The 14,304-nt window shown below is 38.0% G+C and carries 12 protein-coding genes; 4 read left to right on the top strand and 8 right to left on the bottom strand.

Features of this window, described 5'->3' with window-relative positions:
• Positions 1 to 600 precede the first annotated feature (600 nt).
• From HUW48_RS09935 to HUW48_RS09945, 3 genes are all read left to right on the top strand, one after another.
• Positions 601 to 2,529 carry a PrkA family serine protein kinase gene (locus HUW48_RS09935; RefSeq protein WP_182415520.1) on the top strand — a complete coding sequence of 643 codons (1,929 nt, stop codon included), beginning with the start codon at positions 601 to 603 and terminating at the stop codon, positions 2,527 to 2,529.
• Positions 2,530 to 2,734: 205 nt separating this feature from the next.
• Entirely contained in the window at positions 2,735 to 4,003 is a 1,269-nt protein-coding gene (locus HUW48_RS09940) for a YeaH/YhbH family protein (RefSeq protein ID WP_182415521.1), read from the top strand.
• Between the two features lie 22 nt (positions 4,004 to 4,025).
• Positions 4,026 to 5,534, top strand: a complete 1,509-nt coding sequence (locus HUW48_RS09945; RefSeq protein ID WP_246343810.1) for a SpoVR family protein — start codon at positions 4,026 to 4,028, stop codon at positions 5,532 to 5,534.
• 61 nt (positions 5,535 to 5,595) lie between these two features.
• On the opposite strand, the gene HUW48_RS09950 is transcribed toward HUW48_RS09945, so the two are convergent.
• The 4 genes from HUW48_RS09950 to HUW48_RS09965 form a co-directional block, all read right to left on the bottom strand.
• Complete coding sequence (locus tag HUW48_RS09950) at positions 5,596 to 6,564, bottom strand: sensor histidine kinase (RefSeq protein ID WP_317173785.1); 969 nt, start codon at positions 6,562 to 6,564, stop codon at positions 5,596 to 5,598.
• Positions 6,565 to 6,595: 31 nt separating this feature from the next.
• Complete coding sequence (locus HUW48_RS09955) at positions 6,596 to 8,590, bottom strand: nuclear transport factor 2 family protein (protein ID WP_182415522.1); 1,995 nt, start codon at positions 8,588 to 8,590, stop codon at positions 6,596 to 6,598.
• Positions 8,591 to 8,600: 10 nt separating this feature from the next.
• Positions 8,601 to 8,822, bottom strand: coding sequence for a sensor histidine kinase (locus HUW48_RS09960; protein WP_394368473.1), 222 nt, complete (start codon positions 8,820 to 8,822; stop codon positions 8,601 to 8,603).
• Between the two features lie 137 nt (positions 8,823 to 8,959).
• Positions 8,960 to 9,103, bottom strand: a complete 144-nt coding sequence (locus tag HUW48_RS09965) for a hypothetical protein (RefSeq protein ID WP_182415524.1) — start codon at positions 9,101 to 9,103, stop codon at positions 8,960 to 8,962.
• 639 nt (positions 9,104 to 9,742) lie between these two features.
• Here HUW48_RS09965 and HUW48_RS09970 point away from each other — a divergent pair.
• Positions 9,743 to 10,957: a sensor histidine kinase gene (locus tag HUW48_RS09970; protein ID WP_182415525.1), complete on the top strand. Its 1,215-nt coding sequence runs from the start codon at positions 9,743 to 9,745 to the stop codon at positions 10,955 to 10,957.
• A gap of 299 nt (positions 10,958 to 11,256) precedes the next feature.
• Here the strand turns inward: HUW48_RS09970 and HUW48_RS09975 are convergent, their stop codons facing one another.
• The 4 genes from HUW48_RS09975 to HUW48_RS09990 form a co-directional block, all read right to left on the bottom strand.
• Positions 11,257 to 11,880, bottom strand: coding sequence for a YceI family protein (locus tag HUW48_RS09975; RefSeq protein ID WP_182415526.1), 624 nt, complete (start codon positions 11,878 to 11,880; stop codon positions 11,257 to 11,259).
• Between the two features lie 234 nt (positions 11,881 to 12,114).
• Entirely contained in the window at positions 12,115 to 12,480 is a 366-nt protein-coding gene (locus HUW48_RS09980; protein ID WP_182415527.1) for a hypothetical protein, read from the bottom strand.
• A 31-nt stretch (positions 12,481 to 12,511) separates the two neighbouring features.
• A complete protein-coding gene (locus tag HUW48_RS09985) occupies positions 12,512 to 12,991 on the bottom strand; it encodes a cupin domain-containing protein (RefSeq protein ID WP_182415528.1) in 480 nt (159 codons plus the stop codon).
• 186 nt (positions 12,992 to 13,177) lie between these two features.
• Positions 13,178 to 14,068: an AraC family transcriptional regulator gene (locus tag HUW48_RS09990; protein WP_182415529.1), complete on the bottom strand. Its 891-nt coding sequence runs from the start codon at positions 14,066 to 14,068 to the stop codon at positions 13,178 to 13,180.
• Positions 14,069 to 14,304 lie beyond the last annotated feature (236 nt).

Genomic DNA, 14,304 nt, shown 5'->3' on the forward strand with positions numbered 1-14,304 from the left:
CTACAAGAATCCTTTCAATATAATTAAAAATTCGGAATAGAAATTATCTCTTTTCGATTAATATAGCTTCATTCTTTCTACACTACAGTTTTTAAAACTTTACCTTCCAGCAATTCGCCTGTTAACTCTACTGGCATTCTAAATTTACTATTTGTTCCCTAATCTAGAATAACTTAATCAGGTGTTCTGTTGATGAACAAAGTCTAGACTATTTAAAAGCGGAGACAAACATCAAACAAGCGGGTTTAAGAACTTATTTAAAGCCATCCTAGTGTTCGTATTCAGGCTAATTACAGATTTTACCATTTCGTTGCATGGTACAGAACAATAAAGGAACAAGTCTGAAAGTATAGTTTGAATTGGTATGTTAAAAAATAGATTAAAAGCGTTATAAATATAACAATGAACATATTACACATTACATATATTTTTTGTAACTTAAGAAACAACAGGTATTTTATACAAAAAGCGCTTTATATGCCCAAAAATAGATTAGTTGCTTAACAGCAACCTTTGTTATGTAAATAATTGAGTTGATTAGCTGTTAAATAGTCTACGGTGTAAAGTATTTCTGAGAATGTTAATTTAAAGATTACCAACATGAACATTTTAGAAAAAATTAAGACTAATTACAGTGCCTCAATGAATGAAATGACAGTGGCGGCTTACCTGGAGGAATGTAAGAAGGACCCGAAAGTGTATGCCAAGCCCGCTGAAAGAATCCTGGATTCAATTGGGGAGCCGGAAATATTAGATACGCGTCAGGACCCGGCGCTTAGCAGGATATTCTCCAATAAAAAGATTAAAATTTATCCAGCCTTTAAGGACTTTTATGGGATGGAGAGTACCATCGAACAGATTGTTTCTTATTTCCGGCACTCGGCGCAAGGCTTAGAAGAAAAAAAACAAATTTTATATTTGATGGGGCCGGTAGGTGGGGGTAAAAGCTCTTTAGCCGAAAAATTAAAGCACCTGATGCAGCAAAACCCCATTTACGTATTAAAGGCAGGTGATCAAATAAGTCCGGTGTTCGAGAGCCCGCTGGGTTTATTTGCCGATTATACCGGAGAGTTAGAAGAAGAGTACCACATTCCGGCGCGTTACATTCCTAGTTGTATGAGTCCGTGGGCTTCTAAAAGGCTGCGGGAGTTTGACGGCGATATAAACCGGTTTAAAGTAATCCGTTTGTTTCCTTCTATCCAGGAACAAATTGCAATATCTAAAACGGAACCCGGCGATGAAAACAACCAGGATATTTCTACCCTGGTAGGCAAAGTGGATATTCGTAAACTGGCCGATTACCAGCAAAGCGACCCGGATGCCTATTCCTATACCGGTGGTCTTTGTTTGGCTAATCAGGGTTTACTGGAATTTGTAGAAATGTTTAAAGCGCCCATAAAGGTACTTAACCCACTTTTAACCGCCACTCAGGAAAAGAATTATAAAGGCACCGAACCCATTGGCGCTATTCCGTTTGATGGCATTATTCTGGCGCACTCCAACGAATCAGAATGGGCTAAATTCCTGAATGATAAAAAGAACGAGGCTTTTCTGGACAGAATTTATAAAGTACAGGTGCCTTATTGCCTGCGCGTAAGTGAAGAAATTAAAATTTATGAAAAACTCATCCGGGATAGCTCTCTCCGCGATGCGCCTTGTGCTCCTAAAACCATTGAGTTACTAGCCGAATTTTCGGTGTTGTCGCGGTTAAAAGAGCCGGAAAATTCTTCTATTTATTCTAAAATGCGGGTTTACAACGGAGAAACCTTACGGGAAACCGATCCGAATGCCAAGTCTATCCAAGAATATCGCGATGATGCCGGTATAAACGAAGGAATGCAAGGAATATCTACCCGATTTGCTTTTAAAATATTATCAAAGGTTTTCAATTTTGATAGCGAGGAAATTGCGGCCAACCCGGTGCATTTATTGTATGTACTGGAGCAGGAAGTAATTAAAATGATGTTGCCGCCTGAAACGGAAACCAAGTATTTGCATCTGATAAAATCATTGTTGGCCAGTAAATACGCCGAATTTATTTCCGATGAAATTCAGAAAGCCTATATCGAATCGTACAGTTCTTATGGTCAGAATATTTTTGAAAAGTATGTCATTTATGCCGACCACTGGATGCAAAATAATGATTACCGGGATCCGGACTCCGGTGAAATGCTTGACCGCAGAATCTTGAATGATGAATTAGAGAAAATTGAAAAACCGGCGGGTATTGCCAATCCAAAAGATTTCCGGGCCGAAGTTACTAATTTCTTTTTGCGGCATAAGGCTAATAACAGCGGTAAAAGCCCGCGGTGGGATTCCTACGAAAAAATTAAAAACGTTATCGAGAAAAGAATTTTCACCAATACCGAAGACCTGTTGCCGGTAGTTTCCTTTACCGTAAAAACCAACGAAGAAGACGAGAAGAAACACCGTGATTTTACCAGAAGAATGAAAGACCGAGGCTATACCGATAAGCAAATCCGGATACTGGTAGATTGGTTTATGCGCGTTAGAAAAACACTAGCTTAGCAGTTAAGAGTTATGGGTTAAGAGTAATGAGTTGATGATTGCACCATATTGAATCAATTTATTGCTCATTACTTTAATCAAGCTCTTGGTAGGAGTTCATTTCGGGCTATAGTTTTTACTTAAGTACCCACCCCATACAATCCGGACTCCTTAATTGTAATTCATAACTCATAACTCATAACTCATAACTTTTAATTTTAGACGCATGAGCCATATAATTGATAGAAGAAAAAATGATAAAGGAAAATCTACGGGTAACCGGCAAAAGTTCCTGAGAAGGGTGGAGGGCCAAATCAGAAGGGCTATTCCGGATATTATAAGCCAGGAAAGCATTAAAGACAGCAATACGGGGGGCAATGTAAAAGTACCCGTTCGGGGATTAAAAGAACCTAACTTTCAGCATGATCCTAAAACCGGCAAAAAACAAATTGTAAAGCCAGGCAATGACCGATTTAACGAAGGGGACCGCATCCCTAAACCAAAAGAAGGAGAGGGCGGTATTGGTGGCCAAAAAGGATCTAACAGCCCGGAAATATCGGAAGATGAGTTTACCGTAGTTTTGTCGCGGGAAGAATTTATGAAATACTTTTTCGATGATCTGGCGCTTCCCAATATGGTAAAAAAGTTAATGGAAAGTACCGAAACCTTTGAAATGAAAAGGGCAGGCTATACCCGCGATAGCGTTCCTTCCCGCTTAAATATCAAGTCAAGCTTCCAGCAATCGTTGGGCCGACGTTTAGCTTTAAAAGGGGTATTAGATAAAAAACTGCAGAACCTTCAGGCGCAATTTGCCAATTGTAACCATCCTGACCAAAAGGAAGCTTTGGCAGAGGAAATAGAAAAAGTAAAACGGCAGTCTATTACCATTCCTTTTTTCGAGGATATCGACCTACGATATAACAATTTTGAACGGATAAATATTCCGGTTACATCTGCTGTTATGTTTTGTATTATGGATGTTTCAGGTTCCATGGGCTTTCACGAGAAAGATATATCCAAGCGGTTTTTTACGCTTTTGTATATTTTTCTTACCAGGCTGTATAAAAATGTAGAACTGGTATTCATCCGTCATCACACCGAAGCCAAAGAAGTAAACGAAGACGAATTTTTCAACTCTAGAGAAAGCGGCGGAACGGTAGTGGCTCCTTCTTTAAAATTAATGCATCAGATTATTCGCACCCGGTACGATGAAAACTGGAATGTGTATTGTTGCCAGGCATCCGACGGAGACGTGTGGTCGAAACAAGATGCCCTGGAATGTAAAAAGCTGGTAAAGGAAACTATTTTACCAATTATTCAATACATGGCCTATATCGAAATAAACAATCGGACCAAACAAAGCGATCTGTGGCAGGCTTACAACCAAATCAGCAATGACGAAAACTTTGCCATCAGGCATATTAACGAAGTATTTGACATATGGCCGGTCTTCCAGGGACTATTCCGGAAAAGAAATAATGTAAAAGCAGGGTAGAGGCGGAAAAAAGTAAATAATAATGGATACAGAAAATTATAGGGCCCTGTTCTGTAACCCGAATTGGGATTATGACACCCTGGAAGCGGCAGATAAAATTATAAGTAAAATCGGGAAAGAATACCTGAAATTAAAAACGTACCCGAACCAGATAGAGATTGTAACCTCGGAGCAAATGCTGGATGCATACTCGCTAACGGGTTTACCTACTTCTTACCCGCACTGGAAATTCGGGAAAGATTTCGTCTTGAACCAGAATAACTATACCAAAGGGCGTATGGGGCTTTCCTACGAAATGGTTATTAATTCTAATCCCTGCATTAGTTATAACATGGAGAATAACTCTACTTGTATGATGCTGCTGGTTATTGCGCACGCCTGCCAGGGACACAATGCCTTTTTCAGGAACAACTACCTGTTTAAAGAATGGACTTCGGCGGGAACAATAGTAGATTATATGGTTTTTGCCCGTGATTTTATTTTAAAATGCGAAGAAGAATTTGGTGGAGACGAAGTAGAAAGTGTTTTAGATGCCTGCCATGCCCTGATGAACCACGGAGTGGATAATTACAAAAAGCCTTCTCGTTTATCGTCGGTAGAAGAAAACGAAAGGCTGAAAAAGCTGATTACGATTAAAAGAGAAAACTTTAACGAACTATGGAAAACCTTACCTACCGGTTTAAAATTACCGGAACCTAGCCCCGGAGAAGAACAGAAGTTTCCGAAAGAGCCCGAAGAAAATATTTTGTATTTTATTGAAAAATACGCCCCCGCTCTGCCCGCCTGGAAAAGAGAAATTATTAGAATTGTAAGAAAAGTAGCGCAATACTTTTACCCCCAAGGTGCCACTAAGGTAATGAACGAAGGTTTTGCCACTTTTACGCATTATCATATTATTAATAAGCTTTTCGAGGAAGGCTATTTAAACGATGGCTTTATGCTGGAGTTTTTAAAAAGCCACAGCGGCGTTTTATACCAACCAGAATACAATAGTAAATATTATTCGGGCCTGAACCCGTATACCTTAGGTTTTAATATTTTTATGGATATTAAACGGATTTGCCAGAATCCGACCCTAGAAGATAAACAATGGTTCCCGAACCTGATCGAAAAAGATTGGCTGGAACAGATGCATTATGTTATGGAAAATTTCCGGGACGATAGTTTTATTTTACAATACCTGTCACCGAAAGTTATCCGGGATATGAAATTATTTACCATTGTAGATAACGAAAACGATGAAGAGTACGAGATAGGATCCATCCACAATGAGCGGGGTTACAAAAAAATCCGGGAACAGTTAAGTAACCAATACGACCGATCTTTTCATGTCCCGAACATCCAGGTTACTAAAATAGATCAGCACCAAACCAGTAAATTATACCTGACGCATTATATTCAAAAAGATCGCAGACTGGATATTGAAAGTACGCAAGAAACGCTGGAGCATATCCGGTATTTATGGGAATTCCCGGTTGAACTTCACTCTAAAAACAAGCTGGGGATCAATGAAAATACGTTTGAAGCGTAGTAGGTTTTTATAAGTTCGAAAAATAAAAAAAGTAACCTTAGGTGTTTTTTACTATTTGGTATTACAACGGTAACAAAATTGTAAACTCCGAATATTCTCCTTCCCGGCTTTCAATCTTCAGCTCACCGCCATGCCCTTTGGTAATAATGTCGTAACTCAGCGACAAGCCTAATCCGGTACCTTGTCCGGTGGGTTTGGTGGTAAAGAAAGGCTGGAAGATTTTATGTTTTACACTTTCCGGAATACCGGTACCATTATCGCGGATCCTAATTTCCACTTTCCCATTAGTCCGGCAGGTTGTTACTCTCACCTCGGCCTGAAATTGGCCGTTCAATTGTGCTTTCTTCTGCTGGGTGGAATAGAAAGCATTATTTAATAAGTTTAATAACACTCTTCCCAGTTCCTGCGGTACAACTTCCACTTTGTCAAGGCTATAATCAAAATCAGTGACTAAGATGGCATTAAAATCCTTATTCTTGGATCGGAGGCCATGGTAGGAGAGGCGTAAGTATTCATCAGTTAAAGCATTAATATTTGTTAATTGTTTCTCGCCCGAACTGCTGCGGGAGTGTTGTAGCATACCTTTTACAATGGAGTCGGCACGTTTGCCATGGTGGTTTATTTTTTGTTCGTTTTCCTCCAGATTAGCTGCCAGTTCTTTTACTTCTTCCAGATTACCTTTTGCCAGTTCTTCTTTCATCTCAGCAATTAACTCTTGGTTTACTTCTGAAAAGTTATTGACGAAATTTAAAGGGTTTTGTATTTCATGCGCAATGCCTGCGGTGAGTTCACCGAGGCTAGCCATTTTTTCTTTTTGAATTAACTGCGACTGCATAGTTCTTAACTCAGATAAACTTGCTTCAATTTGTTGTTTAGCACTTTCCAGTTTTGTAAAATCGTCGTATCTGGCATAAGCCGTAGAAAAGGCATTTGCCAGCGATTGAACCAGGCTGATTTCATCTTCGGTAAGTGGTGCGGTATTGCCTACATACAACATGCCTTGCAAAAAAGGCACAAAGTGTAAATACAAGTTTTCTAGTGGTTTTTCAGCACTGTATTTTTCATCCTTTTTTTATAAGGCTTGCTTCCACTAAGCTTTTTGTCCAGGCGGCAAATTTTTGTGCATCCCAATGGTCAACGAATATTCGATTGTTTCGCCAGTGGCTCAATACACCTTCAATTAATTCTGTATTTTTAAACGGCAGCTGAAAGGCAGCAATGGCCTTCCCATCGGGTGTAGATAAATAAACATGAGCTTGCTGTTGTTCTTCGCTCATGATAAAAACACCGCATCGGATAAATGCCACATTCAGTACGGATAATTCTTTCCAAATTAATGGCGTAATCCGTTCCAGGTCGCTGGTGGTGCGCATACTGGCTATTTCGGCACGTACCCGATCTAATGATGCTTGCCTTACTGCCTCTTTGGCGCCTGCTTCAGCTTTTTGCAGGTCCAGAAAGCGGGTATAGGTTTGCTCGAACACTTTGCCAAACCGTTTTAGGGTATTATTCTGTTCTTCTGAATATAAAACGCCGTCGTAATTTTGAATGTTCAGGGCAACTGTTTTCATTAACATAGAAGATTGTGCCCAGCCATTGCTACTATACACAATATTTCTTCTATCTTCCGGTACTGGTGCATATTTAAAAAAATGGTCAAAAAATCTGTTTTTTTCCTCTTTGGTACAGGTAAGTATATAAAATTCTTCTCCTTTTTCTTTTGCTTCCACATAACGGTTAAATATTAGATGATTTAAATAAGGAAAATTAATCCGGGAGGCATATTGCTGGCCGGGTGCCGCCACCCAGACCCTTAAATCATTACTTTCGTTCAATTCAACCGCAAAACTTGCTGAATGGATGTTAAAATTAAGGTCGCATAACCGATCCAACACCAACTGAATTACTTCTCTTAACTCCTCACTTTTTTGCATGGCCATGGAGCAGCTTCTTACTCTTTCGAGTGCAGTTTCTATTTGGGCTTCTCTGGCTTGCTCTTCAGCTTTTTGCAAGTCGAGAAAACGGGTAAAGGTTTGTTCAAAGACATTACCAAATCGTAAAACCGTAATATTCTGTTCTTCGGAAAAAGGAATTCCGGAGTAATTATAAATATTTAAGGCCACTGTTTTCATTAATACAGATGATTGCGTCCAACCAGTGCTACTGTACATGACTTTTCTTCTTTCCTCCGTTACCGGAGCGTATTTAAAAAAATGATCAAAAAACCTGTTTTTCTCTTCCGTTGTGCAGGTAAGTGCATAAAAATGCTCCTCTTTCTCCTGTGCTTCAACCAAGCGTTTAAATATTGGATGATCTATATAAGGAAGATTGATTAGGGAAGCGTATTGCTGACCGGGGGCTGCCACCCAAACTCGCAAATCAAGGCTTTTTCTAAAATCTACCACAAAGCTCGCTGAGTCTATATTGAATTGTAGCCCGCATAGCTGATCCAGTATCAGTTGAATGACTTCCTTCAACTCCTCACTTTTATGCATGGCCATCATCTTGGCTCGTACTCTTTCCAAAGCGGCTTCAATCTCTAACTGCCGGTTTTTATGTTCCAGGTCAGCGGTTTTTTCATTTACCAGCTGTTGTAGTTGCTCATTTTTACTTTCCCACTCCTTTAAATGCAAAGTGCCCCCGCTTGTTGATCTATCGTCAGATTTAGAAGCATGTACATGAACAGCCAGCCATTGTTCATTCTGAAATTCCATTACCGTTGTTAGTCTAATACAGATTTCATGCTGATTGCCCTCTACCATTATTTTTAGTATTAATTTTGTGACAATGGTTGCGACATCTTCCTTTGCTGAAGTTTTGTGAAATACAGGAGTTGCTGCAATTTGGACAATATGACCTTTTGATTGTTCCCGTTGATTGGATACTATTTGCAGATAATCTTTTAATGAAAACACTCTTTCATCCTTGGCAGTATCATAGATCATCATGTTTTCTGCCACAAGACCAGGAGCTAATTCTAAGGGCACGTTGCCTAAATTTAGCTGTATAAATTTCTCATACGCATCAAGTAAGGCTTGTTCTTTTTGTAGGGTCATCTTTCAATATTTAAGCAATAGGTAATATAACTATAAATTCTGCGAACTCTCCTTCTTTTGTCTCCACCTTCAGCTCCCCGCCGAGACCTTTAATAACAATATCATAGCTTAATGACAAGCCTAAACCAGTACCTTGCCCAGTGGGTTTAGTAGTAAAAAAGGGTTGTAAGATTTTCTGTTTGATTGAATCCGGAATACCCATGCCATTGTCGCCCACTCTTACTTTTACTATTCCGTTACTAAATTTAGAACGGCTAAAGAGAAATTACCTTTCATGCTGGAACTGCTGGCCTGATTAATCCGGGTAACTGCTTCCCCGTAATGATAGCGCAGCAATTGAGCCCTTCTAATAATTTCTTTACTTAATATTTAAGCCGAATCCAGGTTAACGCGAGTCAACAGCCGTATTTTTTGGTTTATCAAATTAATGCGGGCTGTTTCCGAAGCAGCTTTTATAATTAGTAACTCCAAACTATCTAATTGGGTACTTTGCGCTGGGGCAGTTGCCGCCATACACCATAGTAACAGGGCTATAAAATAACTTTCATCGTTAAGCTTATGAAAGATGCACTTAAAGAAATTTAAATTAGAATAGCATTTTTAGTAAATAAAAATCTTGTCCACGATGATTGATACCTGTTATATTCTGATTTGCATTAAATCATCCTTTCTGTTTAAAAATATAAATTTTACTGTCTTTAGGAAAGCAACTATTCAGCTTTCTTATAAATTGAAAATCATTTATAATTATAAGAAATTAAGCGCTGTTGGGGTTAGGTGCTGGTTCTAAAGCCGCTAAAGAAAGTATTGTAGATATAAATCTCTTCTCTTGTTGCCCGCTGTTAAATGCATAAAATACTTAAACAATATAAGGTTTTATAAATTATAATAGAAAAAATAGGCCAAAATTTAAATAATTAGGCTAGTAACTAATGTTAACTACAACTTTAATAAATGCCAATAATTGGTAACCGAGTAAATACTTTAAACAAAATAATACCGGTTAAATCTGGTAATACTAATTTCTGGTCTTAAAGCAATAGAACCTTGAAACCTTTCCCTATCCATTTAGGTTTTCCTGCTGATTAACAGTCGGGCTATTTAACCTGTAGCGTAGCACTCCACCGTAGTAATTTAATACTAGCTATTTAGATGATTAATTCTCAAGACGATTTGTTTAAAGATTTCGAGACCGTAAGGCAGATTTCGATTATCCCCACCATGTTAGAAGTTATTTGCCAACTAACCGGAATGGGTTTTGCCGCTGTAGCAAGGGTAACAAATGACAGGTGGCTGGCTTGTAAGGTGCGGGATGAAGTGGCTTTTGGCTTAAAAGAAGGTGAAGAATTAAAAGTAGAAACAACACTTTGTAACGAAATCCGGGATATTCGCCAGCCCATTATTATTGATAATGTAGCGGAAGATCCGGTTTTTTGTAACCATCATACTCCTAAAATATACGGTTTACAAAGCTACATCTCTTTTCCAATTATTTTAAAAGATGGAACTTTCTTCGGTACGCTATGCGCCATAGATGCTAAACCAGCCGATTTAAACAATACAAAGGTTGTTGGCACCTTCTCGTTATTTACCGAACTTCTATCTTTTCATTTACAAAGCGTGGACTTACTGGAACGGAGCCATACCAGTAATATTAGTTTACAGAATAAAAACAGAATTCTCACGAATGTAAATAACGAACTAGATGATTTTGTTCACTCTGCCTCGCACGATTTAAAATCGCCGATTACCAATATTGCCAGCTTAGTTGATATTTTGGGGGAAATTGTGGAAGAAGAAATTATCGATAAACCAATGACTCAGCAAATTATAGGGTTGATAAAGTCTGACTTAAAGAGATTTACCGGCACCATAAAAGACCTTACCACTTTTGTAGAAGTTAATAATAGTAACGATACAGAAAGATGCGAAGAAATAAATATTTCTGAAGTGGTAGAAAGTGTGAAACAAGATTTAAATAATTGGATTATTGAATCCAACGCCAACATCAAGGTGCAGGGAGAAGATCATATCTGGTTAAATTTATCTAAAAAGAATTTTAAAAGCATCTTATATAACTTACTGAGTAATGCCTTAAAATATCGTTCGCCAGAAAGAGTTCCGGAAGTTTTAGTAAAAATAAACCATGGAAATGGCAAGGTAATTCTTACAGTAACCGACAATGGTTTGGGAATTCCGTTTGACAAACAGGATAAAATATTTACTATGTTTAAACGCTTTCACAACCACGTAGAAGGCAGCGGTGTTGGTTTGTACATTGTAAAGCGAATGGTCGATAATATTAACGGTCAAATTCTGGTAAACAGCACCTTAAACCAAGGCACCACAATTACTATTTTATTTTAAAGGTGAGTTTAATTACTAATTTTCTTTAACTATAATTTAAAGAATCCCTGGAAACAAAGTTATAATAACGCATGAATTTTTTCGGCAAAAACTTTTTTAAGACTTACAGTCAACTCTCCTTTTAAATAAATAATAGACTGTTTACGTCTTAATTTACTTATTCTAATATGCGTTCAAGTTAAGAAAGGAACACCTTTAGAAATTAGTTATTCTACTTTAATGAGGTTCTTCCGGAGAAAAAATTAGCGTCACGTGGTCACTAGTTTTCTCCGGAAGGACCTACATTAAAATGCCTACCCTTAAGATCTGTGTCCGTTTAATAGTAGGTGAATGCTTACTGCGGGTAAAATATGATGCTCTCCTAAGGCAGGATCAGCGGCATAGTTCATGCCCCATTTAGTGCGGTCGAGGGTAAAAGTAGCTTCCGCCGTAAGCTTTTTGTTATTTATATTTATTTTAGCCGGAAAACTGATGGAGTTAGTTTTTCCCAAGAGAGTAAAATTGCCGTTTACAAGGTAGTTAGCGCCTATAATGGCCGTACTTTCTTTGCCAGTATAAGGCGTTACCTGCACAATCGTAAAAGAAGCTTCCGGATACAAAGCTAAATTAAAAAAGTCAGGACTTTTTAAGTGGTTTAAAAGCTGCGGTTTTACTTCTTCTGATAAATCAAAATTCCGGATCGAAGCAATGGGAATAGTAAACGTACCACTCTTTATTTTAGCATTTACTACTTTTAGGTTAGTACTACTTACCGAAAAATCTCCTTCGTGAAATAAGGCTGGACTGGAGCCTTTCCATTCGGCAACTGAGTTGTTATCGAGTACATACGTTTCTTTTGCTTCTGGTTCGGTGTGTTTGCAGCTACTCAATAAAAGCAAAACATTTATAAATAAGAGGGTGCAAAAAGTTAGAATTGATTTCATGACGATTATAGAAAATTTTATAGTTTAAGAATTAATTAGAATTTAGTAAGTTTTGGGCATAAGACTGCCAGGCTATTATTTTTATAATAGCTGCTTTTGTATTATTTATAGTTGTTGTTTTATTTAGATAAGAGTGGGTAAACTTAAAAAAAGTAAATTTCTGCCAGATTTAGAAAGGTAAAACAGCCAGCGCTAGCTGTTTACTTGCACAATCTAGTTTTTATAAGATAAGATTTATTTAAGGGTGTAAGGATATTGTTTTCGCCATTCGTCGAGGCAGCCCAATTGTTGAATTAATAGGGATATCTGGCCGTTGGTAATTACTGAATGACCTGGTTTAAGCGAGATTTCTGTTAAAATAACGCCTATCTGCTCAAACAAACCTGCTATTATATTTTTTGAATTTTGAAAAGAATAAAAATAAGCGCTAATAACCTGTAAATAGTTTACTAGTAGCTCTGCCGCATCCTGCTCCAGTAATACGGATTTTTTGCCAATAACGAGCTTGGCCGGATTAATTGTAAACGTACCATCCTTATTTTCCGGTGGCCGGAGTACCGAAACATTCGGTGATTTAAAAAGGATGGTTGCTTTAGTCATATTTACAGAATAATGGCTGGTTGAAAAAGGCTTATATAAATAATACCCCGTATTTTTGATTTAATTCCGACATCATAAACGCAATATGTTCAGAGGGTGGAGGCCCTTGAGGAGGAATTACTTGTACTTCTTCGGCGGCCGGAAAACTAAACTGCATAAAATATTCCAGGAAGTTACCGGGGGTAATTAAAGATAAAAACCGGGCACTGGGGGTATTTATTTTAAAATGGTGCGGCACTTGCCGGGGAGCAAAAATAGATTCTCCGGTCTTTAATTTAGTAACTTTTTCTCCTACGTAAAAAGTAATTTCCCCTTCTAAAAGGTAAAATGTTTCGTCTTCGCGCGAATGTAAATGTACGGGAGGTTCCACTCCTTGCGGTAAGGTCATATCAATCAACGCAAAGTTGCCCTGGGTTTCTTCCGGCGAAATTAAAACTTTAAAAAATCCACCCTGGTAGTTACGGTAAGCACTAATCTCAGGGTTAATAAGGTTTGTGGTTAAGGTTTGCATCTTTATAAATTTTTAGTGATTTAGAATGATACAAATATAGAACACCGCTAAAGTTAATGATTGTATAAAAACGACATGATATTAATTGATGATTAACTAAATAAATTTTTGTTTAGGATTAAAATGATAAAAGCGAACACACAAAAAAATGTGGTTCGCCTATCTGTTTTATAAATATTTGCAGTATTACTTAGTTGCTAAAATGCTCGTTTTCCGAGACAAGTTCATAGGCTTTTGCTTCACAAAACATTCCCCGTGGGTAACAAATAATTCATGGGAAGTTTGCGAAAAAAGCTGGGAAGGACTAACCCCTGCAATTCCCTTAAAGTCGCGGGAGAAGTGAGCTTGGTCGTAGTAACCCGCTTCGTAAGAAAGTTGCGTGAGAGAAGCAGTAGGGTTAGCTTCGAGGTTAGAAAAAGCGCAGTTGAGCCGAATAATTTTACTCATTTCCTTAGGCGATAAACCTAGCCGGGTCCGGAATAACCGTTCGAGTTGCCGGGTACTGATACCTAGTTGCCCTTCCAGGCTTTTAATTGCTAAATTACCTTGGTTTAACTTTAATTGAGCCAACGTATAATCTACGTAATCTACCTGATTGTTTTGGGGCAACAGGCGATTTTCCAAAAAATTGTTTAAGTAATTTATTCTTTCCACATCTGAGTTGGCCTCAAAAATTTGCTCTAACAGTAAAGAAATAGACTTACCCCAAATGGCTTCTAAATCCAGGCTCGGTACATTCGTAAATTCTTCCATGTTCATGGGCAGAAATTGCTGCGCGCCGGTATCTTTAAACTGAATTTTTATTAAACGGGTATGACCGGAAAATTTTAACCAAATAGGCTGCGTTAGCTGCCCAACCATAAAAGCTTGCCGGGTTTTTTGCATGGGGGCAGTTGGCCCTATTAAGTTATATTCATGGGCATCGCCGTACAGAAAGAGCATCGATATTTTTCCGTAAGGTATTAACCGCCACACCGATGCCAGCGCAGCCGTATCTTGCCAGTTGATATCTACCAGCATGTAATTATCAATGTATTGCCTAAGAAAAGGACTTGGTTTAAATATTTCGGCCTTCATGTACTCTTAAACTAATAAGATTTTTACTTTCTTCAAAGATATAGTATTAAAAATATTTACGCTTGTACAAAAACGACATGTAGAAGAAAGAGTATTCCTTATCTTTTACCCTTATTGGTAAAAAGCCGTGCTGCGAATATTATTTAGGCCTTATATTTTTATGAATTTACTTAATGAATATGGAGTCAGATAATACTAGACTTATAAGCATAATTATGTAAAAACAACTTTTCTTT

This window comes from Adhaeribacter radiodurans, assembly GCF_014075995.1.
GTDB classification, from domain to species: domain Bacteria; phylum Bacteroidota; class Bacteroidia; order Cytophagales; family Hymenobacteraceae; genus Adhaeribacter; species Adhaeribacter radiodurans.

What these genes read in the sequence shown, in the direction of transcription:
- HUW48_RS09955 (WP_182415522.1), bottom strand. Translation starts at nt 8,590, where the DNA reads ATGACCCTACAAAAAGAACAAGCCTTACTTGATGCGTATGAGAAATTT.
- HUW48_RS09985 (WP_182415528.1), bottom strand. Translation starts at nt 12,991, where the DNA reads ATGCAAACCTTAACCACAAACCTTATTAACCCTGAGATTAGTGCTTAC.
- HUW48_RS09965 (WP_182415524.1), bottom strand. Translation starts at nt 9,103, where the DNA reads ATGGCGGCAACTGCCCCAGCGCAAAGTACCCAATTAGATAGTTTGGAG.
- HUW48_RS09975 (WP_182415526.1), bottom strand. Translation starts at nt 11,880, where the DNA reads ATGAAATCAATTCTAACTTTTTGCACCCTCTTATTTATAAATGTTTTG.
- HUW48_RS09945 (WP_246343810.1), top strand. Translation starts at nt 4,026, where the DNA reads ATGGATACAGAAAATTATAGGGCCCTGTTCTGTAACCCGAATTGGGAT.
- HUW48_RS09990 (WP_182415529.1), bottom strand. Translation starts at nt 14,068, where the DNA reads ATGAAGGCCGAAATATTTAAACCAAGTCCTTTTCTTAGGCAATACATT.
- HUW48_RS09980 (WP_182415527.1), bottom strand. Translation starts at nt 12,480, where the DNA reads ATGACTAAAGCAACCATCCTTTTTAAATCACCGAATGTTTCGGTACTC.
- HUW48_RS09940 (WP_182415521.1), top strand. Translation starts at nt 2,735, where the DNA reads ATGAGCCATATAATTGATAGAAGAAAAAATGATAAAGGAAAATCTACG.
- HUW48_RS09935 (WP_182415520.1), top strand. Translation starts at nt 601, where the DNA reads ATGAACATTTTAGAAAAAATTAAGACTAATTACAGTGCCTCAATGAAT.
- HUW48_RS09970 (WP_182415525.1), top strand. Translation starts at nt 9,743, where the DNA reads ATGATTAATTCTCAAGACGATTTGTTTAAAGATTTCGAGACCGTAAGG.